21 protein-coding genes are annotated in these 25,811 nt (G+C 51.6%); 14 read left to right on the forward strand and 7 right to left on the reverse strand.

What is annotated here, in order from left to right; translation table 11 throughout:
- Positions 1–86: 86 nt before the first annotated feature.
- The gene (gene hemQ / locus BN3772_RS06110) at positions 87–845 is read right to left on the reverse strand and encodes a hydrogen peroxide-dependent heme synthase (RefSeq protein ID WP_042197826.1); all 759 of its coding nucleotides are present in this window, start codon (positions 843–845) and stop codon (positions 87–89) included.
- A gap of 444 nt (positions 846–1,289) precedes the next feature.
- Between hemQ and BN3772_RS06115 the strand changes: the two genes are divergently transcribed.
- From BN3772_RS06115 to dnaI, 3 genes are all read left to right on the forward strand, one after another.
- Complete coding sequence (locus BN3772_RS06115) at positions 1,290–1,586, forward strand: YuiB family protein (RefSeq protein WP_042197828.1); 297 nt, start codon at positions 1,290–1,292, stop codon at positions 1,584–1,586.
- A gap of 264 nt (positions 1,587–1,850) precedes the next feature.
- Positions 1,851–3,398 carry a DnaD domain protein gene (locus BN3772_RS06120; RefSeq protein ID WP_042197830.1) on the forward strand — a complete coding sequence of 516 codons (1,548 nt, stop codon included), beginning with the start codon at positions 1,851–1,853 and terminating at the stop codon, positions 3,396–3,398.
- A gap of 18 nt (positions 3,399–3,416) precedes the next feature.
- Positions 3,417–4,373: a primosomal protein DnaI gene (gene dnaI / locus BN3772_RS06125; protein ID WP_042197832.1), complete on the forward strand. Its 957-nt coding sequence runs from the start codon at positions 3,417–3,419 to the stop codon at positions 4,371–4,373.
- A gap of 76 nt (positions 4,374–4,449) precedes the next feature.
- Here the strand turns inward: dnaI and BN3772_RS06130 are convergent, their stop codons facing one another.
- On the reverse strand, positions 4,450–5,709 hold the full coding sequence (locus BN3772_RS06130) for an MDR family MFS transporter (RefSeq protein WP_086074429.1): 1,260 nt from the start codon (positions 5,707–5,709) through the stop codon (positions 4,450–4,452).
- Between the two features lie 111 nt (positions 5,710–5,820).
- Between BN3772_RS06130 and BN3772_RS06135 the strand changes: the two genes are divergently transcribed.
- Positions 5,821–7,659, forward strand: a complete 1,839-nt coding sequence (locus BN3772_RS06135; RefSeq protein ID WP_042197835.1) for an ABC transporter substrate-binding protein — start codon at positions 5,821–5,823, stop codon at positions 7,657–7,659.
- Between the two features lie 98 nt (positions 7,660–7,757).
- Here the strand turns inward: BN3772_RS06135 and BN3772_RS06140 are convergent, their stop codons facing one another.
- Complete coding sequence (locus BN3772_RS06140; RefSeq protein WP_086074430.1) at positions 7,758–7,916, reverse strand: YqzM family protein; 159 nt, start codon at positions 7,914–7,916, stop codon at positions 7,758–7,760.
- Between the two features lie 347 nt (positions 7,917–8,263).
- On the opposite strand from BN3772_RS06140, the gene trxA reads away from it, so the two are divergent.
- From trxA to BN3772_RS06155, 3 genes are all read left to right on the forward strand, one after another.
- Positions 8,264–8,581 carry a thioredoxin gene (trxA, locus tag BN3772_RS06145; protein ID WP_038596102.1) on the forward strand — a complete coding sequence of 106 codons (318 nt, stop codon included), beginning with the start codon at positions 8,264–8,266 and terminating at the stop codon, positions 8,579–8,581.
- A gap of 115 nt (positions 8,582–8,696) precedes the next feature.
- Positions 8,697–10,664 carry an excinuclease ABC subunit UvrC gene (uvrC, locus tag BN3772_RS06150; RefSeq protein WP_042197837.1) on the forward strand — a complete coding sequence of 656 codons (1,968 nt, stop codon included), beginning with the start codon at positions 8,697–8,699 and terminating at the stop codon, positions 10,662–10,664.
- Between the two features lie 124 nt (positions 10,665–10,788).
- The gene (locus tag BN3772_RS06155; RefSeq protein WP_042197839.1) at positions 10,789–11,196 is read left to right on the forward strand and encodes a hypothetical protein; all 408 of its coding nucleotides are present in this window, start codon (positions 10,789–10,791) and stop codon (positions 11,194–11,196) included.
- Positions 11,197–11,444: 248 nt separating this feature from the next.
- Here BN3772_RS06155 and BN3772_RS06160 read toward each other — a convergent pair whose 3' ends face one another.
- The 4 genes from BN3772_RS06160 to BN3772_RS06175 all read right to left on the reverse strand — a co-directional run bounded on the left by BN3772_RS06160 (position 11,445) and on the right by BN3772_RS06175 (position 15,993).
- Positions 11,445–13,175 (reverse strand): CPBP family intramembrane glutamic endopeptidase, encoded by a 1,731-nt coding sequence (locus tag BN3772_RS06160; protein WP_042197841.1) that lies wholly within the window; start codon positions 13,173–13,175, stop codon positions 11,445–11,447.
- A gap of 124 nt (positions 13,176–13,299) precedes the next feature.
- The gene (locus BN3772_RS06165; RefSeq protein WP_042197843.1) at positions 13,300–14,868 is read right to left on the reverse strand and encodes a hypothetical protein; all 1,569 of its coding nucleotides are present in this window, start codon (positions 14,866–14,868) and stop codon (positions 13,300–13,302) included.
- The gene (locus tag BN3772_RS06170) at positions 14,865–15,611 is read right to left on the reverse strand and encodes an ATP-binding cassette domain-containing protein (RefSeq protein ID WP_042197845.1); all 747 of its coding nucleotides are present in this window, start codon (positions 15,609–15,611) and stop codon (positions 14,865–14,867) included. Before BN3772_RS06170 ends, BN3772_RS06165 begins: the two co-directional genes overlap by 4 nt.
- The gene (locus tag BN3772_RS06175; protein ID WP_042197847.1) at positions 15,604–15,993 is read right to left on the reverse strand and encodes a GntR family transcriptional regulator; all 390 of its coding nucleotides are present in this window, start codon (positions 15,991–15,993) and stop codon (positions 15,604–15,606) included. Before BN3772_RS06175 ends, BN3772_RS06170 begins: the two co-directional genes overlap by 8 nt.
- A 219-nt stretch (positions 15,994–16,212) precedes the next feature.
- Between BN3772_RS06175 and BN3772_RS06180 the strand changes: the two genes are divergently transcribed.
- The 7 genes from BN3772_RS06180 to BN3772_RS06210 all read left to right on the forward strand — a co-directional run bounded on the left by BN3772_RS06180 (position 16,213) and on the right by BN3772_RS06210 (position 25,781).
- Positions 16,213–17,580, forward strand: a complete 1,368-nt coding sequence (locus tag BN3772_RS06180) for a TrkH family potassium uptake protein (RefSeq protein ID WP_042197849.1) — start codon at positions 16,213–16,215, stop codon at positions 17,578–17,580.
- Between the two features lie 15 nt (positions 17,581–17,595).
- Positions 17,596–18,264 carry a potassium channel family protein gene (locus BN3772_RS06185; RefSeq protein WP_042197879.1) on the forward strand — a complete coding sequence of 223 codons (669 nt, stop codon included), beginning with the start codon at positions 17,596–17,598 and terminating at the stop codon, positions 18,262–18,264.
- A 272-nt stretch (positions 18,265–18,536) separates the two neighbouring features.
- Positions 18,537–19,640 (forward strand): rhamnogalacturonan acetylesterase, encoded by a 1,104-nt coding sequence (locus BN3772_RS06190; protein WP_042197851.1) that lies wholly within the window; start codon positions 18,537–18,539, stop codon positions 19,638–19,640.
- Positions 19,641–19,687: 47 nt separating this feature from the next.
- Positions 19,688–21,955, forward strand: coding sequence for a helix-turn-helix domain-containing protein (locus BN3772_RS06195; RefSeq protein WP_042197853.1), 2,268 nt, complete (start codon positions 19,688–19,690; stop codon positions 21,953–21,955).
- A gap of 248 nt (positions 21,956–22,203) precedes the next feature.
- On the forward strand, positions 22,204–23,160 hold the full coding sequence (locus BN3772_RS06200) for an ABC transporter permease (protein ID WP_042197855.1): 957 nt from the start codon (positions 22,204–22,206) through the stop codon (positions 23,158–23,160).
- A 14-nt stretch (positions 23,161–23,174) separates the two neighbouring features.
- A complete protein-coding gene (locus tag BN3772_RS06205; protein ID WP_042197857.1) occupies positions 23,175–24,074 on the forward strand; it encodes a carbohydrate ABC transporter permease in 900 nt (299 codons plus the stop codon).
- Positions 24,075–24,131: 57 nt separating this feature from the next.
- Positions 24,132–25,781: a type 2 periplasmic-binding domain-containing protein gene (locus BN3772_RS06210; protein ID WP_042197859.1), complete on the forward strand. Its 1,650-nt coding sequence runs from the start codon at positions 24,132–24,134 to the stop codon at positions 25,779–25,781.
- Positions 25,782–25,811 lie beyond the last annotated feature (30 nt).

Consider the following 25,811-nt stretch of genomic DNA (forward strand, 5'->3'; position numbering starts at 1 on the left):
AATTCAGTGTCATAAGTCAAACAGGTGTTGAGAACATTAACAAAAAGGATGGTTTCCCGCAGGAAACCATCCTTTTTGATCTGAAATCACAGCTTAAGCAGCTCTTCAAAGCTTTCGGTTGTCAGCAGGTTGCCGACATAGAACGGGCCGAACTCGCCGTAGCGGGCGCTGACCTCGTCAAAGCGCATCTCGTATACCAGCTTCTTGAACTGCAGCGCATCCTCGGCAAAGAGGGTTACGCCCCATTCCCAGTCGTCAAAGCCGACTGAGCCGGTGATGATCTGTTTCACCTTGCCGGCATAGCCGCGGCCGATCAATCCGTGCGAATGCATCAGTTCCCGGCGTTTATCCATATCGAGCATATACCAGTTATCAGCGAGCTCACGCTTCTTGTTCATCGGGTAGAAGCAGATATGCTTCGCCTGCGGCAGTACAGGCTTCAGGCGTGCTGCCACATGCGGATTCTGCATCGGATCACTGCCGTCGCCGGCGCTTCCGCCTGCGGCATAGTTGCTCAGCTCGACGATGCTGACATAAGAATAAGACTTCGTCGTATATTGGGCAAAGGCAATTTTGTTAAAGGCGGTTTCAAGAGCGTTCAGCGCTTCCAGGCTTTCGCGCAGAAACATCATCACGAAATCAGCCTTCTGGCCGACGATGGCATAGACAGCGGTACTTCCTTCCTTGGCTTCCTCAACCGGTCCCCAGTCCTCCATGAAGGCATGCAGCTCTTCCAGGGCTACGGCCCGCTCCTCGTCATCGGCGGCCGTCCAGGCCGTCCAGTTGATTGAGCGGAAGTCATGCAGGGCATACCATCCTTCCAGCGTCAAAGCGGCTTCGTTCATGTTCTCACTCCTTAAAAGTTTTACGAAGCATAGGCTCCGTTGAAGGTACTGCGTGTAAAACTTGCTTCGAAAGCATACGCTCAGTTTTACGAAGCATAGGCTCCGTTGAAGGTACTGCGTGTAAAACTTGCTCCGAAAGCATACGCTCAGTTTATTACGAAGCATAGGCTCCGTTGAAGGAACTGCGCGGTACACTTTCAATGAAATCTTTAGTGCATTGGCGTTAAATCCGGTTCCAAAGCATACGCTTCTATGTATGATCCGGTTAATCTATATGCATTGTATCGCATGCGGACAGCCAAGAGCAAACGGCAGGCGGCACTTATGGCTGGAAGCGGATACGGAGGACAAGAATGTTCATTGCTTCGTTACATTTTTTCTAGTAAACTTACTATTAATTAAGCAGTTATGTGCGGTTATTTATAGAAAGGGGTTGGCGGTAGGATGGGGTTTATTCCTGTATTTGTTCTGGCCGTGCTGTTCTTTGTTATGATGTTTGGTATCGGCTTTATCCTTAACATGTTAATGAAGACAACCTGGTTCCCCGCCTACCTGTTCGTGATTATCATCCTGCCCGTAGTGGTCTATTCGATCTGGGACAGGAATGCCATGACCTTCTGGGAGCATCTTGGCAGCTTCCACATTGTTGATTACCTCACCGGAATTGCCGGGCTTACCGGTGCTGTGCTGAGCGGCTGGACGATTCAGAAGCTGCGGCTCGGCGGTTATAAGATGTTCTAAAGGGCTACACCTGCGTATAAACGGCTGCTATTCCTGAGAAGGGGTGGAAAGGCCGTTTTTTTAGTACTATACAATTTAGAAATTTTCGGAGTTCCCGCAAATTATCTTCTCTATTATCCGCTATGATCAGCAAGTTTTTAAAAGTTGTCGATAATAGGCCGAAAACCGGGTTATTTGGTTCTTTTTTTACATTTCCGACCGGATGTTTTGTGATAGAATAGAAATCTGCATGAATTCGTATATAAAAGGGGGAGTTATCCGCAGATGCGCATGAGTAACCTGCATCATTTCACCGAACATCACCGGTACTGCGTTTCCCGCGAATTCGGTCTTAGCCATGTTGATTCACGTATGCTGGGCTCGGTCTATCAGCCGATGGTAGGAGCCTTTGCGATCAGCCTATACAGGCTGCTGTTTGAGCATATTCCTGCTGAATCGATCGGCTACTCTGCTGTGGAGCAGCAGCGCAGGCTGTTTATGACGCTTGGCGTTGAACCGAACGAGAAAGGCCGTAAATATCTAGTAGACCAGGCTTCCCGGCTTGAGGCGGTAGGGCTGCTTGCAACCTGCCGGATCTACATGCCGGAGAACGATGATTATATGTATGAATATGAGCTGCTGCCGCCGCTGTCACCTGCTGATTTTTTTGCAACCCAGCATTTGACGCTGCTGCTGCGTGACAAAATCGGCAAATTCGCCGTCCTGTCGCTCCGTGAGCAGTTCTGGAACCGTGAACCGGAGGAGTGGAGCCGCCGCTCAATCGGTAAAGAGAATATTTCCCTGCCCTTTTATGATATTTTCCAGCTAAATACCCATGTGATAGATTATGAGCTGGAGCAGGCGCTGGCTGAAGTGGCTACAGTGAAGCAGCCGGGCTTCAGTGAAGGCAGTGAACTGGCTATCGGCTACAGTGATATTATTCTGCGTTTTCCGCGGGAGTCGGTGAACCGGATGCATGTGGAGAAGCTGCGCTTTGATCATACCCAGATGGGCGTAATTAATTATGTGGCCCGCAAATATGAGCTGGGTCCGCAGGATTTATGCCGGCTGCTGGATGAAGACGGAATGTTCACGCCGGACGGCGAGGTGATTCTCGATACGCTGCAGCACAGTGCCAGCCAGCATTTCCGCCAGGACATGAAGCGCCAGGAGAAACGGGAGATTGCTGCGTCCAAGGTCGTCTCGCTGCGCGCGGCAGCTTCGGGTGACCCTGAGGATCAGGGGATTCAGCAGGAGCAGCCGGTAGAGATGGAGTATTATGTCGAGGTGCCTCCGCAATTCCTGACCAAATGTGATATTCACCAATATAATATGATGCTGCGCAACGAGCCTTATACCCGGCTGCTGCAAACCTTTTTTCCGGGAGCAGTACCGGGCCAGCTGATGGATATATTCGAGAAAATAGATCTGAACTACAAGCTGAGCGCTGAAGTCATCAATGTGCTGATCCATTACTTGATGACAATGGTGGCTTCCGGCGGCGACCAGCGGATGAACCGCAATTTCGTGGAGGCGATAGCCTCGAACATGCTGGTCAAGCAGGTGAATACGTACGAGAAGGCGGTGCGCTATATCCGCGACCAGTCCAAGGTCAAAGGCAAGGGGGCTGCCTCCGGTACGGCCGGGGCAGCTTCAGGAACGCGGCAGCGTACCTATAACAAAGGCGGCAGCCGGGCTGCCAAGCCGGAGATTCCGATTGTGCTGGATGACGGAAGCGCCGGTACTGTATCGGAAGAGGAATTCGCGGCGATGATGAAGAAAGCGGCCGAGATTAAGGCCAATAAGAAGAAGGGCGCCCTGAGGACGCCGTAAAGAAAGCGAGGTGCAGCTATGGAGTCGATGAGCGAAGTGCTGCGTTCGATGAACAATCCGGCCCTGCGCCAGCGTTCCCGTGATCTTGAGCAGAACCTGCTGGGTAACCCGCTGGTACAGCAGCTTAAGGCCGAGCATCCCGAGCTGGATGACCAGCGGCTGAAGCTACACCTGAGCCAATTGTTCCAGTATGTGCGGGAGAGCAAGAATTGTGCGAGCTGCCCGGGCCTTGAGAATTGTCCGAATGATTTCCAGGGTCATTACAGCAAGCTTACAGTTGAGAGTGTAAACGGCTCGCCGGATTTATTTGAGCGTAAGACAGCCTGCAACCTGAAGATTGCCCAGGATAATCAGGACAGCATCCGCAGACGGATCCGCAGCTTCTACGTGGATGAACGCGTGCTGAACGGCGGCTACGATGAGATGGATATTATGGGCAAGGACCCCCGGCGGGCCTCAGCCGTGAATAAAGTTTTTGATTATATTACCGGAGTGAAGGAAGACGGGCTCACGCCGCAGGGGATTTTTCTGCATGGCACGTTCGGGACAGGCAAAACCTTCCTGATGTGTTATCTGCTCCATGAGCTGGCGGTTGCCGGCTACACCGGCGTCATTGTCTACATGCCGGACTTCATTGAGGATCTTAAGTCGATAATGCTGGACGGGCAGAAGCTGAAGGAAACAACGGATACGCTAAAAAACTGCGATCTGCTGATTTTTGATGATATCGGCGCGGAGAATCTGAACCCATGGGCACGTGACCATGTGCTGGGAGCCATTCTGAATTACCGGATGAACCGTAAGCCGACCTTCTATACCTCCAACTATCCGCTGGACGGGCTGGAGAAGCACCTTAGCTTTACCAGCAAGGACGGGGAAGAGCTGCATAAGGGACAGCGGCTGATGGACCGGATTGCTCCGTTTGTCGACGTTATTCCGCTTCACGGGGAGAACCAGCGGGGAAAAAACAAATAGGCTGAGGCATTATAATAAACAAACAGCGGTGCAGGGACGATGAGGTCCCAGGCACCGCTGTTTATTTTTTCATCCCTTACATTGATGTGCCGGACACAACTTTCGTGCTTTTGTCAGTTTGCCCTGTCTGCTGCTCCCGCAGCTGTTGGCCCCGGTGGAAAAAGGGATAAGCAACAAAGGTAAGCAGCATGAGAATGCTGAAAATGAGCGGGCCATGATCAAAGCCCAGGGTCTGCAGCAGGATTCCGCCTAACCAGGTACAAATGCTCTGTCCGATAAAAGCAAATCCGCTGGCTCCGTAATAAGCTCCCCTCAGATGTGCCGGAGCAATTTCGCCAATCAGTACATCGCCGATCACAAAGCAGAGAATTTCCCCGAGCGTAAAGACGACCATCGATAAGGCAAGCAGTATGGTTTGGTCGAATGATCCCAGTCCAAGCAAGCCGAGCCCGAAAAACAGACATCCGGCTTTGAGGGCGGTCATTGAGGAGAACCGTTTCATGAGCTTTGCCAGCGGATATTGCAGCGTCACCACAGACAGTGTATTGATTATGAACAGTAGCGAGTATGTGCCAATCCGCTCATGGCCGATATATTGCGATAGTGTCGTATCCAGATGGGAGTAAGCGCCAAACACAAAGATATTGCCAATCAGAAAGTAAAGGAATACCTTGTCCGTAATCATAATTTTAACCATTTGTTTTACCGTGACTGAACTGGAATCATTTCCGGCTGGTTGCTTATATTTGATGCTAAAGATAACCAGGACGATGGCGTAAAAGAAATAAATAGCTGCGCTCAGCATAAAAGGCACCAGTGAGGAAGAGCCTCCGATCCCCAGCTTTAATCCTATAAGCGGTCCGATTGCCCCGCCGACATTAATGGCGAAATATCTTGCGTTAAATACATCTGTCCGGCGCTCCTCCGGTGTCACATCAGTGAGCAGGGCCCGGGCGGTCGGTTCGAACAAGCTGCGGAACAATCCGTTCAGACCGCTCAGCAGGAAAAAAAGCCAGGTGGCATCCGCAAAAGCGAAGCCAATAAAAACGAGGCTCCATAAAGCCATCGAACCGATCATCACCGGGTACCTGCCGATGCGGTCTGAGAGTGCTCCGCCGACAAAGCTCCCCCAGGTTCCTGCAAATAGGCTAAGGGCCAGAATCGCCCCGATGGTTGCCGGATCGATGCCTTTTACCTGTCCCAGATAGATGCCAAGAAAGGGAATCGTCATGAAGAACCCGGTTCTGGAAAGAAAGGTTCCGAGTATGACCCCCCAGGCTACGGGATGAAATGCTGTTTTGCTTGTGCTTGTATGCTGTTTCGTACCGGTTGTCATTCCCATCATCCTTTTGTTGTGGTTTGAATTAAGTATATCTGCCCAAAAGAGGATGAAAAGGGTACAATAAGTCCAAGTGAGATCACCTTTTAATTGCGGAGGAGATTAGATATGTTAACGGCAGCCCTGCATTTTTTGGAGCTTCGCTGCGCGGCCAAAGACTATGAGACAGGAGAACCGTTCGCGGTTACTGTCGACAAGCTTGCGGGGACCTGGCACTGTACACCGCGATATGCCAAACAGATCATCCGTACGCTTAACGGCATGGCCTGGATTAACTGGCAGCCGGGTTTAGGCCGCGGCCACTCCTCTATTCTGACACTGCTGGCTGATTCGGATGCCATTCTGCTGCAGGAAGTGAAGCTAAAGATGGAGCAGAGTGACGTAGACGGTGCTATGGAGCTGATGAACCGGTTCGGGGGACATACGGCCAAGGAGCAGTTCAGGGACTGGCTATCGCGGAGAATCGGCTTTTCAACACAGATTGTACAGGAAGCTGAGCAGGATACGCTGCGCTTTCCGGTATACCGGCAGATTTTCACTCTGGACCCGGGTCAGGTCTATTATGCGTTTGATTGTCATATGGCGGGGCAGCTGTTCAATACACTGGTGGAATATGATCAGACAAGCCGGAGAGTTGAACCCTGCATAGCCCATTCCTGGGAAAAAAGCGAAGATAACAGGGAGTGGATATTTCATCTGCGAAAAGGTGTGCTGTTCCACCATGGTAAGGAGCTGGGAGCCTCAGATGTCTTGTTCTCACTGAACAGGCTGCGCCTGCAGCCGGAGATCTACGAGGGAGCCTGGATGTTTCAGGATATAGATAGGATGGAGGCGCTGGATGCCAAAACCGTCCGCATCCGGCTGCGGGAGCCGAATTATTTATTTCTGCGCTTTCTCTGTACAATTCCGGCGAGCATCATACCGGCAGACATGGGCGGATATGCTGAAGCGGATTTTGCGGTCCGTCCGGTGGGTACAGGGCCATTTCGGATTGAGCGCCATAGCGACGGGATTTGTGTGCTGAAAGCTTTTGCACAGCATTTCCGGGGGCGGCCGCAGCTTGACCGGGTTGAAATTTTGAACTTGTCAGGTATGGAAGGAGAGGATTTATCTGAACCTGACTGGTCCTCGGCCATGTCCTCACACGGGGATGCTTCAAAGGCATATCAGAAGGTTCTGAAGGAAGGCAGCGGGGAGTGGCTGGATCTGGAAACCCGGTTTTCCTGCTGCACTTTGCTTGTGTTCAATCAGGGGACAAGAGGCCCGCAGAATCATCCGGATTTCCGGAAAGCGCTGGATTTGCTGATGGACCGGAACAAGATGATCGATGAACTGGGAGAGGACCGGTTACACCCTGCTTTCGGGTTCCGTTATCTTCCGGGTGAGCAGGCAGAGATGGCGAATAACACCACTTCTCCGGAGCCTGCGGTAATTCGTGCACTGCTTGCAGCAAGCGGCTATGCGGGTGAGATACTCAGGCTGCATGTGAACTCTTTTCACCGCAGTGATGCTGTTTGGATTCAGGAGCAGGCCGGGAAATTCGGCATCCGGGTGGAGATTCAAGTCGCTGACCGGATAGAGGACGGGAGGAACGGGGAGCCATTTTCACAGTATGATGCGAGGTTATTTGGAAGTGTGCTAGGAGATGATGAAATCAGTGAAATTCAAATGTATCTGCAAAAAAACTATCTGCAGCCCGCATTTGATACGGAGACCTCTAATGCTGTACAGCATAAGGTAAATGCGGTCTTCAGGGAGCCAGACGGGCTTGGACGCCAGAAGGTGCTGGCAGAGCTGGAAGCATTGCTGCGGGCTACGAACTCCGTTTTGTTCCTGATTCATAAAAAAAACAACACCTCGCACCATAGAACAGTCCGCGGAGTGTCGATCAATGCTTACGGCTGGCTCGAATTTCATAAAATCTGGTTTCAGCCGCTGAATGTTTAAGCCCGCAAGATTTTGAGTGAAAAGGTCTGCACACAAAAGTCCGGCGCTCCCGCTAATCATTACACAGGAACCGCCGGACTCTCAGCTGTCATCTGCCGTTAATCCAGAAAAACAAATTTCACAATCACCATCCCGAAGAATACCAGCGTCATAAAGCCGGCCATTCCCGCAAAACCGGTCATCAGATCGCCCAAATCGTTGCGCGGCTCTTCATTAACATGCTCCCGCGGATCCCGTGTCTTGGCATTGATATCCACTTCGTTCTCCTCCTTGCGCTTGCAAGCTGTACTGCAATGAATTACAGTATTACGTGTGAGGGAAGTCATTGACAATTAATGCGTTTTCTTAGAGTATACGTAGTCTCTGCAATATTGTAAAGAAGCGAAAATGTGCTAAATAATTGATTTTATACAATGTAATTGTCTAAAACATTTCCCAAAAGTATAGTATCTATGTTATAATGGGATGTGTCGGTAAATGGTAATATGGTTATCATATTACATGAAGCTTTTTTTCCAGCTAACCTTACAGAGTGAATTCGTTTCTGCAAGCACAGTCTATAGGAGCGGATGCAGCTCTGCAAAATTAAAGGAGGAACAATATCATGGCTATCGTGAACGTGTCTGACCAGTCCTTTGTGGGTGAAGTTGAAGGTCAGGGTACTGTAGTAGTAGATTTCTGGGCACCTTGGTGCGGCCCTTGCAAAATGCTTGCCCCTATTCTCGAGGAATTGTCCACCGAGCTGGGCGACAGCGTAAAAATTGCTAAATTGAATGTGGATGAGAATCCGGAAACGGCTTCCCGTTTTGGAGTTATGAGTATTCCTACCCTGATCTTCTTCAAAGACGGTCAGCCGGTGGATAAGGTTGTCGGCCTGAACTCCAAGGATTCCCTTAAGAATATCGTAGCTAAACACCAATAAAATGTAGTTACCGCTACTGAATAAGATTTGATTACAAGCGCCTTCGGTTTATCCGGGGGCGTTTTGTGTGTTAAAATTGCTATAGTATGTGCAAGTAACAGGTGGGGGAGAAATCATGGATTATAACGATAATATCCGCAACAAGCTGGCGCTGCTGCCGGACCTGCCCGGGTGCTATCTGATGAAGAATGAAGAGGGGACCATTATTTACGTGGGTAAGGCCAAAGTGCTGAAGAACCGTGTCCGTTCTTATTTTACAGGCAGTCATAACGGCAAAACCCAGCGGCTCGTCGCCAATATTGTTGATTTTGAATATATAGTGACTTCAAGTAATATGGAAGCGCTCATTCTGGAGTGCAATCTGATCAAAAAGCATATGCCGCGCTACAATGTGCTGTTGAAGGATGACAAGACGTTTCCGTATCTCAAAATAACGAACGAAGCGCACCCGCGCCTTGAAGTGACCCGCCGGGTGCTTAAAGATAAAGCCAAATATTTTGGACCGTATCCGAACTCTTACGCGGCCCAGCAGACCAAAAAGCTGCTTGACCGGATGTATCCGCTGCGCAAATGCGGTGTGATGCCCAAGGAGGTCTGCCTTTATTATCATATGGGCCAGTGTCTCGCCCCGTGCGAGAAGGAAGTGCTTAAGCCGGCTTATGACGAAATCATCCGCGATATTTCGGCTTTCTTAAGCGGCGGTCATGAGGCGGTCAAAAAGGATCTGCAGAAAAAAATGCAGGAAGCGGCGGATGAGCTGTATTTCGAGCGTGCCAAAGAGCTGCGTGACCAGATTATGCACATCGATGCCCTGATGGAGAAGCAGAAGATTAATACGGCAGATACGAAGGACCGCGATGTGTTCGGCTATGCCGTGGACAAGGGTTGGATGTGTGTGCAGATTCTCTACATGCGCCAGGGGAAAATGATCCAGCGCCACTCCTCGGCATTCCCGTTCTACGGGGAGGCTTACAGCGACTTCATGTCGTATGTGACGCAGTATTACAGCGATAACCCGGCGCTGCCGCAGGAGATTCTGCTGCCCGAGGAAGTCAGTGAGGGTACGGAGAAGCCATCCGGAGCCTCAGCGGCCGCAGCTGTGACGGCAGGCAGGCTGGCTGCAGAGCTGGACGCTGAAGATGACGGGGAGCCGGAGGCAGAGAGCGAAGCTGCTTCGGCTGTTGCGGTGGAAGCAGCCAGCGGAGCTGCAGCCCTGCAGGAATGGCTGGGCCTCAAGGTGCTGGTCCCGCAGCGCGGGCTGAAGAAGCAGATGGTCGGCATGGCCTGCCAGAACAGCCGGGTTGCACTGGACGAGAAGTTCCGGCTGATTGAACGGGATGAGGAGCGGACCTCGGGTGCGGCGTTCAGCCTCGGCCAGAGTCTGGGGCTGGAATCGCTGAACCGGATCGAAGCGTTCGATAACTCGAACATCCAGGGAACCAATCCGGTCTCGGCGATGGTCGTCTTCATCGACGGCAAGCCTGCCCGTAAGGAATACCGGAAGTACAAGGTACGCACCGTACAGGGTCCGGATGACTACGAGACAATGCGTGAGGTTATCCGGCGACGCTATGAGCGGGTGCTGAAGGAGGACCTGCCGCAGCCGGACCTGATTGTGGTCGACGGCGGTAAAGGGCAGATCTCCTCGGCGATTGATATTCTGCAAAATGAGCTGGGGCTGTACATCCCTGTCTGCGGTCTGGTCAAGGACGACAAGCACAAGACCGCGCAGCTACTGATCGGGGATTCCGCCGAGCCGGTGCCGCTGGCGCGGGACAGCCAGGAGTTCTACCTGCTGCAGCGCATCCAGGATGAGGTTCACCGCTTTGCGATTACCTTCCACCGCGAGCAGCGCGGCAAATCGATGGTCACCTCGAAGCTGGATTCGATCCCCGGCATCGGGGAGAAGCGGCGGAAAGTGCTGCTCAAGCATTTCGGCTCGCTTAAAAAAATTAAGGAAGCTTCGCTTGAGGACTTCCGCGCGCTCTCCATTGGTGAGAAGCTGGCCGGGCAGATCCTGGCTGCGCTCAATGATGAGGAGCCGGCGGCTCAGGCTGATACTGATAGTGAGGATGAGCAATAACATGTGTTAATGGAAGCCGGCCCTTTGGGGCCGGTTATTTGCGGTCTGCGGCTGGCGGGAGAGGAGAGGCTACATCAAGGGCAAAAATGCCCTTGATTCAGCCGAACCCCGGCTGAACCGCCAGATGAAGGGCAAAAATGCCCTTGATTCAGCCGAACCCGGGCTGAACCGCCAAATGAAGGGCAAAAATGCCCTTGATTCAGCCGAACCCCGGCTGAACCGTCACATCAAGGGCAAAAATGCCCTTGATTCAGCCGAACCCCGGCTGAACCGTCACATCAAGGGCAAAAATGCCCTTGATTCGGCCGAATCCGGGCTGAACCGCCAAATGAAGAGCAAAAATGCCCTTGATTCAGCCGAATCCGGGCTGAACCGCCAAATGAAGGGCAAAAATGCTCTTGATTCAGCCGAATCCGGGCTGAACCGCCAGATGAAGGGCAAAAATGCTCTTGATTCAGCCGAACCCGGGCTGAACCGCCAAATGAAGGGCAATATAAAGGATAGCCGGTGGATTAAACAGAAATATATATAATACAGATTTAACAGATATAGGAGGTTTCTTATGGAATATATATTTCTGCTGCTGCCCAAGTTTTTGATGGAGGTATTTACGATCCTGGTTGCCCTGGTGCTGTACGACCGGTTTTTTAAGCGGAGATAAGCGGGAGGGACCGCCAGCGGGGGATGAGGTTTTTGGCAGAATACAAAAGGTGCTCCGGCAGACTGCTATATCTAGGCAGCCTGCGGAGCACCTTTATTATTGTCTGGATTGTCTGGAGCCTAGCTCAGCCATCCTGATCCTGCGGGCCGAAGCGGACCGTCAGGACCCTGAGGGTCCTTGCGGCTGGTGCTGTCCGGCGGATTGAACCGGTATACGATATAGCCGACAACGAATGGCAGAACGATGGTAATGACACCCGCTGCGATGTTCACACTCTCCTGCATGAAGATCAGCGTCATACCGATCAGGATGCTGTCGAACACCACATGCGCGAACATGACCGCGATAAAGCCGTAGCGCAGAAAAATATAACTGAACAGCAGCCCGATCACAGTCAGCTCAATCGGTCTTGAAATAACCGGATAGATTGGATACAGGGTGTGCCCGAAAGCCCAGATCGCAGTGGTGATGAGGGAAGCGATAAAGGTGTTTTTGACCAGCTTTTTGAGCATCCGGATACCGAACAGCCGGTAGACAGCTTCCTCGGATAAGCCGGCAAGCCAGGCGACAACCGGCAGCAGCAGGGCATATCTCATATTGTACGGAGACTGGCTGGCATCCGTCGTTGACCAGTTATCGAGGGTGAACGAAAGAATGATGAACATGACGGTCTGCACACCAAGCAGAATGAAGGCCCATACGTAACCGGCGCGCAGACTGTCGAGTACATACCTGCCGTAGCCGGGCTCATTGGCCCGCGGCCAGGGATTCAGGCCCTCCTCCTTACGCCACAACCCGTCACCGCCGACGAGGGAGAAGTAGAGCAGGGAAGACATGAGCAGGCTGTAGAGGGCATAGATGATGAACATAATGACGGCCGTTATGCGGGATTCCGCGGTGTCCAAGGCCGATTCAGGCAGCATATTGTAGGTGCTGATCATCATGATTGTGAAATGAATCGAGCTTAAGGTAATACCGCGTACAAAAGAAGTGTGGCTCCTCCGCAGAATGCTGAAGATCAGCGCCAGAAGGCCGAGCGCAAGGGTGGGAAGGGCGTAGCCGAGCAGGGTCAGCCTGTTAGCCAGCGAAGTCTGGTTCTCCACATAGGTGTCATGCCAGGATGGTGCAGAGAAGCCTGCACGGAAATAAGACAGCGTCTCGTTCAAGAAATTAAACTGGTATTGCAGCGAAGATTCACCGATCTTAACCGAGCTGTCCGTATAAACAAGTCCGTAGCCGTCCGTATTTGCTTCAATCTGCAGCCTGGCCGGGCTGGCTCCCCACAGCTTCAGCCAAGGGCTGGCCAGTGTTTCTTTTTGCTGCAGTGACAGTCCGCCGTTCTCACTGCCCTCTAAGTAAATTCCCCTGGAATTTCCGGGGGAAGGCGGATTGCCGTAGTCCCAACCGTCACTGGAATGGGCATAGCCGTTCCGTGCAAAGGCGGTAACTTCGCCTGTGTACATGTTAAGATCAACGGCAAGCAGCGGATCTGCGGCTCCTTCGGTATAAAGTACAGCATGATAAACGTCGAATGGGTACCGCTGATCCAGCTTATTGTCATTGTAGCTCTGCAGGAGCTTTTCCCGGGACATGTAGCCGTAGAAGGAAGAGTCGGTCTGATAGCTTACCGTCCACCGGTCCTGACCGCTCTGGGCATGCCCCAGGTGCTCTGCTGCAAAGGCAGCTGCCTTGTCACGGGCTTCAGTCTTGCTGATGGCGGTAGCAGCCCCTCCTGCGAGCAGTTGCGGAGCTACCTGGAACATCAGAAATACGATAAGGCCGAATATGCCTGCGAGGATAAGTCTTTTTGAAAGGGGCCGCTGCTGTAAGGACTGGCCGACGGGATTCATGGAACGCCTCCTTGATAGATTATTCTGCAGTCATTGCATGTTGTTTCATTATAAAGGACGGGCCGGATCGTTACAAAAAGGAACCCACTTGCCTATCTCTACGTTTACGTAAACAAGCCCCGGCTTATGCCTGTTTAGATCTTGTCTTTTTGCCGGCTGGCTGAATCAGGCTCATGTGATAATAAGCCGCTCCTGCCGGAATGCAGCATAGCGCTACTGGCAGGGCGATCAGGGCGGTCAGTCCGAGCAACCGGAAGTCAGGTGAAGCCCCGCCGTGCAGCCCGGAATACATGAACCGGTTCAGCAGAAAGCTATGCAGAGGGCCGAGCATAGCCAGCGGTATCATTACGATGTTCAGCACCTTTAATTTCAATGTACAGTATTCGATCTGCAGCAGACACAGGATCACAGTCAGCACCAGTACAGAGAGCAGGAAGGAATATAACACCCAGGAGATGCTATGTGACCACTCCTCTATCCCGGTACGGCCGGCAAGCAGAGCGGCAACGCTGCCGGCACAGGCTGAGAGCATGAGTGCAGAAAGAGCCCGCATTACAGTTGTCCAGACTACAGCAACTCCGCTCAGGAGCAGGGCCAGCCGGCTCTGCGGAAAGCTAAGCAGCCAAGGGAGCTGCTTCCGTTCAATGCCGGTGCGCATCAGCATCCATATGCTGCCGAGCATAACGAGCAGTGCAAATAATGGCTTGATGAAGTCAAGGATAACGACCTCCTCTTCCAAGGCAAAACCCAGATACACGACAGCAGCAATCAGAAACGGAACAACCAGCTTGAGAATCCGGATTGCCGGGTGCTTCTCTATATGATGTACGCGGCTGATATGGAGCCGGTAAAGGAGCAGATAGGGTACAAGACGGCCGGCAGAGCCGCTGCCTGACTTCATCCGCAGCGCCCGGAATCCCGGGCGGAGGGAGGCAGTGCGGGCTGCGGAAAGGCGGTCTGCCGCGGCTGCGGCATTCATTCCTTTGGCGGCAATAAGCTTCATTAGCAGATGGCAGAGCGGCCAGCCGGCCAGGCATAACACCAGTGCGGCAAGCAGCACACGGCCGGGAGAGCTGGCAGCTGAGGTGTAAAATTCCTGATTGGCAGAACCAAGAGCGCTTTCTGCTATGAAGGGGAACATCCAAATCATCAGATACGGGAACAGCAGCAGCGCGCCCGTGCGGGAACGCAGAAACAGGCTGACTCCCAGCCCAAAAGTAACCGCGAGCGGCAGAAAGGCCAGAAGAAATAGGGTGTTAGCTGAAAACAGATAAATCAACCCGGATGCTGTAAGCGGCTGATACCAGCCTGCTCTGACAGAATAATAGTAAAGAATGCAGGCTGCAGCCAGTACTGCAAGGGTGAGGTTCAGGCTGTGCCGGAGCAGGCTGAACAGCTGGGCATAGAGCAGCTTCAGCCTGGAATGCGGAAAGGACAGAAACCAGTCCCGGTGGCTCAGGCTTTTAAATGTAACCATATGTACAGCGGAAAGGATGGTGACAACTGACCATAGCAGCATGGAGGCATAAATGAACGGAACACGTTCCGACACATGGGTACCTTTCAGATTCAGTCCGGTCATGAACAGCAGAATAATGAGGGTCAAGGCTGCAAACAGGCTGTAGTGTTTACCGCGCCGGGACAGGTCGTAGCGGCTGTATTCAAGATTGATGAGCGTCTTCATAATATTCATGCGAACACTTCCCTGTAATGGGATTCGACCGACTTACCGGAACGGCGGAGGGTATCTACCTCATCAACGCTGCGGATTGTGCCCCCGCCGATGAGGATTAGCCGGTCAAACAGCAGTTCCATCTCCCGGATGTCATGGGTCGCGATCAGAAAAGTCCGTGCACCGTCAGCGAGCTCAGCGACAACAGCCGAAGCAATTCGTTCCCGTGATATAAGGTCTACACCGGTGAACGGTTCGTCAAGAATAATCAGCGGTGCCTTGCGTGACAGGCAGGTCAGCAGCTGAAGCCGCGCCTCCTCTCCGCGGGATAGCGTGGATATAACGGCCTCTGCGGATACAGACAGCTTCGCCTGCAGCTCCTGCGCCTTGGCCGGATCCCAGTCCGGATAGATGCCGGCGGCGAAATTGAGCCATTCCCTGACACTCAGCCAGCCTGGCAGACTGCTGCGGTCCGGCAGCAGCGACAGCTCGCCGAGCCGCTTTGCTCCTGCCGGCTTGCCGAAGATCTCCACCGAGCCGGTATCGGGGTCAGCCAGCCCGGCGATAATGCGCAGCAGCGAGGACTTGCCGGCCCCGTTAGGACCCAGCAGTCCGGTCAGGCTGCCGCGGGGAATATTAAAGGTGACGTCATGGAGGATACTCTTTTTTCTCAGGGTAAGCCCGAGCCCTATGCACTCTACAGCTGCCGGCTCTGCTGAAACCCCTATCCCGGAATTGGAATTGTCTAAAATATATTCACTCATTAGAATCCTCCTTATCAAATTCAAGCAATTGTTCAGCAGTGATGCCAAGCTTTGCCGCTGCTGCCTTAAAATCCTGTATGGCCCTGCGCATCATAACTTTGCGTGCCCCGCCAATCGCCGTCTCATCCCTGGTGACGAAGGTCCCCTGCCCGCGGTAGGTGACAATCAGGCCTATACGCTCCAGCTCCTGATAGGTTCTGGCTATGGTGGTAGGATTGACACCCCTGCCAGCTGCCAGCTCCCTTACAGAAGGAAGCCGGGAGCCGGACGGTATTTGCCCGCTGACAATTCTTCCTTGTATCGCTTCGACAAACTGCTCGTAGATCGGCAATGAGGGATTGATCTGAAACGGCTCCGGTAAAAGCTCAAAAGGCTGATCCATAGGCCCCTGCCTCCTTGTTCTGCTGTTAACAAACGGATATGTGTATGGGGGAAGGCCATACACTTTATAAATGGAGTGTACCACTACACACCATACAATATCAAGAGAAATTGATCACAGGCGAAAATTCAGGCTTTGTGATGCTGGACAATAACGTATATAATTTGTATGTTTATCGGATGAATATTAATTTTGTGCTGACAAGAAGCATGTGAAAGGATGAGCCGCTTGGCTTCGCCGTTTCCTAAATTTCCGGAATTCAAATTTCTTAAGCTGTCCCCGCCCCAGATTTTGGTGCTTGGCTTTGCCGCAGTCATCCTGGTCGGAACGCTGCTGCTGATGCTGCCCTTTTCCAGTACCTCCGGCCATTCTCTGACATTCATAGATGCGCTCTTTACCGCAACCTCTGCAACCTGTGTAACCGGGCTGGTGGTGGTGGATACGGGCTCTTACTTCAGCCTGTTCGGCCAGACGGTTATCCTGGTGCTGATGCAGATCGGCGGCCTCGGCTTTATGACTATGGCCACATTGTTCGCGCTGCTGCTGAGACGGCGAATCTCGCTGCGTGACCGGCTGATTCTTCAGGAAGCGATGAATCAGAGCTCGATGGAGGGGATTGTACGGCTAATCCGCAAGGTGCTGGTGTATTCACTTGTGATAGAGGCAGCCGGTGCTGTGCTGCTGGCACTTCGATGGGCGGCGGATATGCCGCTTGCCCGCGCTTTGTACTACGGTGTCTTTCATGCCGTATCGATGTTTAATAATGCCGGATTTGATCTGTTCAGGGATTACAGCGGCCTTACGGCTTATGCCAATGACCCGGTAATTAACCTGGTTGTCATGCTGCTCATTGTCTCCGGCGGGATCGGCTTTATCGTAATGGCGGATCTGATTGATTACCGCAAGACCCGCAGGCTGCTGCTGCACAGCAAGGTCGTTCTGACGATGACCGCAGCGCTGATTCTGACCGGTGCGGCTGTTATTTTTGTGTTTGAGTTCACGAATGCACGTACGCTTGGCCCGCTGAATATCGGCGGCAAGATATGGGCTGCATTCTTCCAGTCGGTTGCGCCCCGTACAGCGGGACCCAATACGGTAGACATCGGCGGTATGCGCCAGGCTTCACAATTTTTCATTGTCATGCTGATGTTTATCGGGGCTTCCCCGGGCTCAACAGGCGGAGGAATTAAGACGACGACCTTTACGCTGATGATCGGGGCGGTTGTCTCCATGCTGCGCGGACGGGAGGATATCGTCCTGTTCCGTTACCGGCTGGCCCAGGAGCGGGTCTTCAAGGCGCTGACTATTACGCTGCTTGCTGTCCTGCTGATTGTCACAGTGTCGATGATTCTCTCGACTACTGAAGGGTGGCCGTTTCTGATGATTCTGTTCGAGACAACATCGGCTTTTGCGACCGTCGGTCTGACGATGGGTGTGACACCGGAGCTGACAGATGCGGGCAAAATTCTGCTCTGTCTGACGATGTTTGCCGGAAGGCTCGGTCTTTTGACGCTGGCCTATGCACTGGGTCCGAAGCAGGGTAAGCCATTGTATAAGTACCCGGAAGGTAAAATGATAATTGGATAAGGGGTTAAAGTAATGTTGAAAGCACAGCAGTTTGTTGTGATCGGTCTTGGCCGCTTCGGTTCCAGCCTGGCGCTGGAGCTGATGGCTATGGGCTATGAGGTGCTCGGAATCGACCACCTGGAAGAGCGTGTGGAGGAAATGAGCGGGAAGCTGACTCATGCCGTTATGGCAGATGCAGCGGATGAGAACATCATGCGTTCCTTGGGTGTGCGTAATTTTGACTGCGGTATTGTGGCTATCGGGGATAATATGGAGCGGAGCATTTTGACGGCGATTCTGCTGAAGGAGCTGGGCGTGAAGCAGGTGGTTGCCAAGGCAATTACGATTCTGCACGGCCGCGCGCTATCCAAGCTGGGCGTGGACCGGGTTATTTTTCCGGAAAGGGATATGGGCATCCGTGTAGCGCATCAGCTGGTCACGCCCCATCTGCTGGATTACATCGAAATTTCCAAGGACTACAAAGTTGTTGAGCTGACAGTACCCGCCTGCATGGACGGCAAAAGCCTCTCTGAGCTGAACACAAGGGCCAAATACGGCTGCAGCATCATTGCCCTGAACCGCAAGGACGGGATCATTGTTGCACCGACTGCACATGATTACGTAAGCCAGGGTGATATTATGGTCGTAATCGGCTCTAATGCGAGTATTGAGGAGTTTGAGGATGAGGCGGTTAACGCGGAATAATATCATATAAGCCGTTCTTTTACGGCAGACAGCCGGCCCGGACTTATCCGGGTTTTTTTGCGCCGTTTGATGTCTGTTTCCAACATTTGTGGTATCTATTCATTGGGTTTTAGTTGTTTTAGCAAATTTATTTGAAAAATCGCTCTAAAATTATATATTAACCGATTCTTATAATGTTAAAATAACGGTAAGCATGCCTTTGTTCAGTGTTTTCTGTAATATAACTTGTAAGCGTTTAAAATTTCATCTAAATTATAGTAGGGGGATGTAATATGAGTTTGCGTTTTGATTTTGGACCCGCCGGGACAGCGGCAGAAGGATTCACCAAAGTGTCTGCTGCGGACAGCTATGATGCCGGCAAGGGCTATGGGTTTACAGATGTATCACAGGTGACAGAGCATATCCGGGGGGAGCAGCAGCTTACCGGGGATTTTGTTATACCTTTTAATACGGCTTTTCTGGCAGATGTTGAAGACGGTAATTATATTGTTTCGATTCTGACCGGTGATGAGGCGGCGCCGTCCTGCACATCCCTTAAGACTAACGGGGAGAGGCTGATCCTTAACAATTACCGGACAGTTACCGGACAGGTATCACGGGAAATGTTCGGTGTGAACGTGCGCGGAGGCCAGCTGAAGCTCAGATTCGGCGGTGTTGCCCCGCGGATTAATGCGCTGGAAATTACGAAGACGAGCGAACAGATTACAGTATATCTGGCCGGCGATTCGACAGTTACGGATGTCGGGGATGAGAAGGGCTTTCCGTTCTCCGGCTGGGGGCAGATGCTCCAGTACTTTTTCAAGCATGATGTCACGGTTGCCAATCATGCTGTAGGAGGCCGCAGCTCCAAAAGCTTCATCGGCGAAAACCGGCTTCAGCCGATCCTGGACGAGATCCGGGAAGGCGATTATTTATTCATCCAGTTCGGGCATAATGACCAGAAATGGGATGAAGCGCGCCATACAGACCCGCTGACAACCTATCCGGAGTATTTGCGTAAGTATATTGAAGGTGCACGTGCCAAGCAGGCGATCCCTGTGCTGGTTACCTCTGTGCACCGCCGGTATTTTGATGCTTCCGGCAAGCTCGAGGACACACACGGGGCTTATCTGGAGGCTGTCAGAAAGCTGGCCGGGGAAAAAGAGGTTCCGCTGATTGATCTGGCCGGGAAAAGCAGAATCCTGTTTGAAGAAGCTGGACCGGAAGCAACCAAGTCAATCTTTCTGTGGGGAGCGCCGGGGGAATGGATGAATCATCCCGGCGGTACCGTTGACAATACACATTTCCAGGAGCGCGGCAGTCTGCGTATAGCTGAACTGGTTGTTCAGGGAATCAGAGAGCTCGGGCTGCAGAAGCTCATTATGTTCCTCAGATAGCTTGCTGTGATCATCTATGGGGATTAGAGATTATAGGGGGGCGCACTATGAAAAAAATACCGATGATGCTGCAGTTAGCGTTAATTCTGTTCTGTATCATGGCTATTCCGACAGCCATCCTTACCTGGTACAGCGGGTCGCAGATTATTGAGAACTCAGAGGCAGCCATCGGGGAATCAACGCTTGCGGGGCTTAATGCCAACCGCAAGCTGAATGAAAACGCAATGGCCAGTATGGTACAGGATACGTCACGTCTGGCAGCAACGAGTGTGTTTGACCGGATTCGCAGCTTCGAGACATACGATGAAATTAATTCCAACTATACGAATGTCAGCCTGGGAAAGGCCGTAACGAATGAGCTGCTGAATCTCAACCGCCGGATAGACGGCGTAGCTTCTTCATACTTTTATCTGGACGGCTCTGATTATGTAGTCTCTACGGACAAGAGTGTGACGAAGCTGGAGCGCTATGAGGCGATGGACTGGGTGAGTACAGCCCTTGAGGATCAGCGGGGAATCAGTGGCGTATGGGTTCCGCGCAAGCTGGATACCGGAGAGAATGTCGTCTCCTATGTGTATCCGCTTAACCGGCTGTCCTCCAACACCCACGGAATTGTCGTAGTGAATATGAAGGAGAGCCAGATCTTCAAATACCTGAATGCCACAGAGGTGGGTAACAGCAATAATCTGCTGCTGGACTCCGATGGCAGGGTGATTTCCTTCAATGACAAATCACTGCTGCTGTCAGACGGATATGAGCTGCCGTTTCTCCGTGAATTGCTGAATCAGAATATAAATGAAGGCTATGCGTTCCGTGAGCTTGACGGTAAGCGGATGGTTTATGCCTGGACCGGATCGGCGTTATCCGGATGGTGGAATGTCAGCTGGAGCTCACTGGATGAGATGATGGCCGATTCCAGGGATATGCAGGGGAATATTATTCTGCTGACCGGTGCCATTATTTTGCTCGGAACCGTTCTTGCGCTCTTTTTTGCTACCTGGCTGTCAAGGCCGCTGAGGCAGCTGGTGCGGACCATACGCTCCAAGAGTGATCTGGAAGTCGCCAACAAAAATGAGCTTGCCTTTCTGGACATGGCCTTCAAGCGGATGCAGGAGGAGGAGGAGAGCCTGTTCCAGCTGCTGCAGGAGCGTGAGCAGGATACCCGGAGCCTTGCGGTTCACCGTCTGCTGCGCGGAGAAATTCCGCCGCGCATTACCGAAGTGTTCCCTGAAGCCTATTACCGGATAGCTGTAGTCTCGATCGACCGTTACAGGGTGTATATCGGTAACACCAATGTGGAGACACGCAGCTACCACCGCTATCTGCTCAACACCAAGTTTGAAAGCCTTTTCCCTCAGGGGATTCTGGCCAGCTCTGTCTATCATAATGACGGCTGTATTGTCATCGTGCTGAATTTTGCCCCGGATGAGGATGAGGCAGGCAGGGAGACTATCCAGCAGGCGCTGGAAAAGGTCCGTGATGAATCGCTTGCGCTGCTGGAGCATACGGTTACAATCGGAGTAAGCGATGTGGCGGATGCGCCTGAAGTGGTGGCCGAGCGGCTGTTTGAAGCAATGGAGCTGATAAAGCAGCGGATGATCAACGGGGCCGGAAGCATTATGTACTGGGAGGATGAAGAGGAGCACAGCCGCAAATATATCGATTTCGACTGCAGTGAACGGCGGATTCTCAACTTCCTGGATGCCGGCAATCTGGACGGTATCTTTAAAGAGCTGCAGAATATCCGCAGCCAGATCAGCGCAGAAGACAACATCTCGTATGATAACATCATGTTCATATATCACCAGCTGATGGGCGCGACGATCAAGCATCTGCGCGAGAATCATATCGGTACCGGAAGAATGATTGTCGGGAAGGGCAACATCTACAGTATTCTGGCCGCTATGGATACGCTGGAGGAGCTTGAGGAGTATCTGCACGAGATGTTCCGGGAGATTGTCCAGAGCCTGGATCACAGCACCGGCGAAACAAATCACGGGGAACGGATCTTTCAATATTTGAAGGAGCACTACCGCGAGGAAATTGTATTCGAGGATATGGCAAAGGATATCGGGATCAGCTACTCCTATATGCGCAAAATCGTATATGAGCAGACCGGTAAAAGCATGATCGACTTCTTTAACCAGCTCCGTATCGAAAAAGCCAAGGAGCTGCTGCTGGATACCGATCTGACGATTAAGCAGATTGCTGCAGAGGTAGGATATTATAATCTGCAGAGCTTCAACCGTTTTTTCCGTAAATATGAAGGTATGCCGCCGAGCAGCTACAAGTCGGCCAAGAGCAAGGGCTCCTAGGAGCCCTCTCGGGGCCGACAGCCGGCGGTTTTTATTTGTTTCTCTGTTAATGAAAGCGTTTTATTTTTGGGAATGCCTATCATATTTGATTATGAACAAGCCGCAAAAGCTGATAATACCGCGGTCTAATCAAATTTGATGGGAATCATCAATACTCATGATTTGCAAAACCGGATAATCGGGATACATTGGATTCACACCGGAGCACACAGCCGGCCAAAAGATAAAATGTTGCAGGGGGTGAGACTTTGAAAGCTGCAAGCGCTTCACAAACCAATCAGGCCCTTTTATTAAGAAAAAAATACGGGCCGCTCTATTACTTGCGCCGTGACTGGCAGCTGTATCTGCTGGTAATGCTTCCGCTCGCTTTTGTAATCGTTTTCAAATACCTGCCGATGACCGGGCTTGTAATCGCTTTTAAAGACTACAAAATTGCCAGAGGCTTCTGGGGCAGTGAATGGGTAGGCTTCGAAATCTTCCAGCAGATCTTCTCCAAGCCTGATTTCACACGGGCTGTCCGCAATACGCTGCTGCTCAATGTGCTTGACCTTCTATTCAGCTTCACGATGCCGATTGTCCTGGCGCTCATGCTGAATGAAGTGAAGAGCGTCAAGTTCAAACGGGTCAACCAGACCCTGCTGTATCTGCCCCACTTCCTGTCATGGGTTATTATCGGAGCAATCGCCTACCAGCTGCTTAGCGAAGGAAGCGGTGCCGTCAATAATCTCATTGAATTGATGGGCGGAACCAGGGTGCCGTTCCTTCAGGAGGATACAAACTGGCTGATCAGCTATCTGGCTATCGGCGTATGGCACAGTATGGGCTGGGGAACAATCATATATCTGGCCGCAATCAGCGGCATCAATCCCGAAATGTATGAGGCAGCAACCGTTGACGGGGCCGGACGCTGGAGCAAGGTATGGAATATTACCATTCCATCAATCCGGGCAACCATTGTAACCCTGCTGATTATGAGTCTGGGAAAAGTCATGGACGGCTCATTTGAGCGGATCTGGTCCCTGCAGAATAAGGCGACTACTGAATTTACAACCACCATACCGGTTCTCGTATACCGCTGGGGGATTGAATCGGGCAACTTCAGCCGGGCGACGGCGATTGGACTGTTCCAGTCCGTAATCGGAATTATCCTTGTAGTATCAGCTGACCGGGTAGCCAAGAAGCTTGGCGAGGATGGAATCCTATAGAAAGGAGAGGAACCATGAAAGCATCAACCGTAAGTCCTGCCGCATCAGGCAAATGGCGTATAGATATCTATGATCTGCTGATCAAATTCGGCCTGATTGTTGCTTCGCTGGTGTGCCTGCTGCCGTTCGTGCATGTGGCCTCCAAATCACTAAGCTCTGATTCCTATGTTATAGCCAACAAAGTTTTTCTGTGGCCAAAAGGCTTCACTCTGGAAGCATATGGTAAAATTATTGCCGATGCCAGTATTCTCCGGTCATTGTACATCTCAGTTATTGTAACTGTGCTGTTCACTGTTCTTGGGATGGTCCTGACGATCTGCGCAGCCTATCCGCTGTCAAGAGCCCAGTTCAAAGGCCGCCGGGTCATCACCTTCATCTTCCTGTTCACGATGTATTTCAGCGGAGGCATTATCCCGGATTACATGAACATCAACAATCTGGGGCTGATGGATACGATCTGGTCGCTGGTTCTTCCGCTCTCCTTCAGTGTTTTTAACCTGCTGATCATGAAGACCTCTCTGACGAGCAGTATTCCTGTCAGCCTGGAAGAATCTGCACGGATTGACGGGGCAGGACACTTCCGGATTCTCTGGAATATCGTGATTCCGCTCTCCAAGCCGATTATCGCGACGCTGTCTCTTTTCTTCGCGGTTGGACGCTGGAATGCCTATCAGGACGCGTTGTTCTATATCAAGCATGCGACCGATCTGCGGCCGCTGCAGCTTAAGCTGTACTATCTGGTTATTCAGGCCAGTGAAAGCTTCCAGCTGGAAGCAACCACCGTCACACTCAGTAATCCTGAAGTGCTGAAAGCATCTGTTGTTGTGTTTGCTACTTTGCCTATTCTCTGCGTATATCCTTTCGTCCAGAAATACTTTGTACAGGGTGTTATGCTCGGAGCAGTCAAAGAGTAATTATATGTTCCACAGCAGTACTACTTCAATACGAAAACTATAATTGGGGGAATTGCGATGAACAAAAAAGGGTATGTATCATTATTGATGGCCTCGGTCATGACCGCCGGTATGCTGGCCGGATGCTCCGGCAACAACAATAAACAGAACGCCGCAGCCACTAACAGCCCTGCAGAGACAGCAGCAGCTACAAATGCTGCAGCTGAAGGGAAATACCCGGATTATTCACAAGGCTTCAAAGACAAGGTTTCGCTTGATATCCCGGTCTATGAGCGTGCGTTCGAAGGCTGGAATGTTACGGATAACTACTACACCCGCTGGGTGCAGGCAGAGTTCGGTGACAAATACAACATTGATGTTAACTTTATTCCGATTACCCGCAAGAGTGAAGTCATTGACTATGAGCAGCTGCTGGCATCGCACAAAGCTCCGGATATCATCTTCCACTACGATATGCCGCAAGCGCTTACTTACTATGGTGAGGATGTCATGCAGCCGCTGGACTGGGCTGAGATTGAGAATTATGCGCCGACTTATTGGGGCAGTATGGGTGAGACCATCAAGCAGTATGGTATTGTAGATGACCAGAATATTTTCTTCTACGCTGCCCGTCCGGAAGCTGATAACTTCACTACCCTTATCCGCAAAGACTGGGTAGAGAAGGTGGGTATGAAGGTTGAGGATCTGACTTCCCTTGAGAAATACAACGATATGCTCGCGAAATGGAAAGAAGCCGGACTCGGTGTAACCGGGGGCAGCTTGACAGCCAATAGCTTCAACTATAACTATGCCTTCCGTGACTGGCCAATCGACGCCAAGTATCGTGCGCTGTATTCCGATCTGAGCGTGGCTGATTTCACTACTAAGGATACAGAGCTATGGCTGCGCAACATGAACTACCAGTACAATAACGGTCTCATTGATAAAGAATTCTATCTGCGCACTGACGAGCAAAAAATCAAATCGGAGTTTGTTTCCGGCAAAACAGGTACCTTTGGACTCTATCTGACCAACAATACGGATGTTATATCCGCGACGCTGGCCAATGACCCTAACGCTGAGTTTGCTATCGTGCCTCCATTTGCAGGTGTTCCGGAAGGCAAGCAGCCTCAAGGCCGTGCCTACTGGCCGTTCGGTTTCATCATGGGAATTAACTATGAAACCTCCGATGAAGAACGCGCTGCAGTCTGGATGTACCTGGAATGGCTGAGCCAGCCGGAGAACCTGTTCAAATTCCAGAACGGTATTGAAGGCGAGAACTACACGCTTGATGCAGAAGGCATCGCTGTTAAGAACCCGGATTACAAAGGTGAATCTGTCCTGTCCCAGAACAACAATAAAGACTACTGGGGTCTTGTAACAGAAATTGCGCAATACCCTGAGCCTGAAAAGACACTCAAAGCGAACCTGCGCAACTGGTCGCCTGCCGGCTATGAATATCTGGCTGACGATCTGGTGAAGTACTACAATGAAGTAGCTGAATTCCGCACACCGGACGCCATGTTCACAACCGTTCTTGAAAAGGTTAATGAATACAAAGCAGATCTTAATACCCTCTTCCAGGAACTCTATGTGAAGATTGTACTGGCTCCTGAAGCTGACTTCGATGCCAACTATGAAGCAGCGAAGAAAACCTACCTGGATGCAGGCTACCAGGAAATCCTTGATGAGAAGCAAAAAGCAATTGATGCGGGCCAGTTCCGTTAATCCGGTTGCAGCCAGTATAACTGAACAGCC

It is taken from the genome of Paenibacillus camerounensis, from assembly GCF_000723885.1.
Taxonomy (GTDB): Bacteria; Bacillota; Bacilli; order Paenibacillales; family Paenibacillaceae; genus Paenibacillus_AQ; species Paenibacillus_AQ camerounensis.

Bases quoted from the DNA above. Each gene is read 5' to 3' on its own strand.
- BN3772_RS06205 (WP_042197857.1), top strand. From the start codon at position 23,175: ATGAAAGCATCAACCGTAAGTCCTGCCGCATCAGGCAAATGGCGTATA.
- BN3772_RS06115 (WP_042197828.1), top strand. From the start codon at position 1,290: ATGGGGTTTATTCCTGTATTTGTTCTGGCCGTGCTGTTCTTTGTTATG.
- BN3772_RS06175 (WP_042197847.1), bottom strand. From the start codon at position 15,993: ATGGATCAGCCTTTTGAGCTTTTACCGGAGCCGTTTCAGATCAATCCC.
- BN3772_RS06195 (WP_042197853.1), top strand. From the start codon at position 19,688: ATGAAAAAAATACCGATGATGCTGCAGTTAGCGTTAATTCTGTTCTGT.
- BN3772_RS06170 (WP_042197845.1), bottom strand. From the start codon at position 15,611: ATGAGTGAATATATTTTAGACAATTCCAATTCCGGGATAGGGGTTTCA.
- BN3772_RS06160 (WP_042197841.1), bottom strand. From the start codon at position 13,175: ATGAATCCCGTCGGCCAGTCCTTACAGCAGCGGCCCCTTTCAAAAAGA.
- dnaI (WP_042197832.1), top strand. From the start codon at position 3,417: ATGGAGTCGATGAGCGAAGTGCTGCGTTCGATGAACAATCCGGCCCTG.
- uvrC (WP_042197837.1), top strand. From the start codon at position 8,697: ATGGATTATAACGATAATATCCGCAACAAGCTGGCGCTGCTGCCGGAC.
- BN3772_RS06120 (WP_042197830.1), top strand. From the start codon at position 1,851: ATGCGCATGAGTAACCTGCATCATTTCACCGAACATCACCGGTACTGC.
- BN3772_RS06130 (WP_086074429.1), bottom strand. From the start codon at position 5,709: ATGACAACCGGTACGAAACAGCATACAAGCACAAGCAAAACAGCATTT.
- BN3772_RS06210 (WP_042197859.1), top strand. From the start codon at position 24,132: ATGAACAAAAAAGGGTATGTATCATTATTGATGGCCTCGGTCATGACC.
- BN3772_RS06135 (WP_042197835.1), top strand. From the start codon at position 5,821: ATGTTAACGGCAGCCCTGCATTTTTTGGAGCTTCGCTGCGCGGCCAAA.
- hemQ (WP_042197826.1), bottom strand. From the start codon at position 845: ATGAACGAAGCCGCTTTGACGCTGGAAGGATGGTATGCCCTGCATGAC.
- trxA (WP_038596102.1), top strand. From the start codon at position 8,264: ATGGCTATCGTGAACGTGTCTGACCAGTCCTTTGTGGGTGAAGTTGAA.
- BN3772_RS06165 (WP_042197843.1), bottom strand. From the start codon at position 14,868: ATGAATATTATGAAGACGCTCATCAATCTTGAATACAGCCGCTACGAC.
- BN3772_RS06190 (WP_042197851.1), top strand. From the start codon at position 18,537: ATGAGTTTGCGTTTTGATTTTGGACCCGCCGGGACAGCGGCAGAAGGA.
- BN3772_RS06155 (WP_042197839.1), top strand. From the start codon at position 10,789: ATGAAGGGCAAAAATGCCCTTGATTCAGCCGAACCCGGGCTGAACCGC.
- BN3772_RS06180 (WP_042197849.1), top strand. From the start codon at position 16,213: ATGAGCCGCTTGGCTTCGCCGTTTCCTAAATTTCCGGAATTCAAATTT.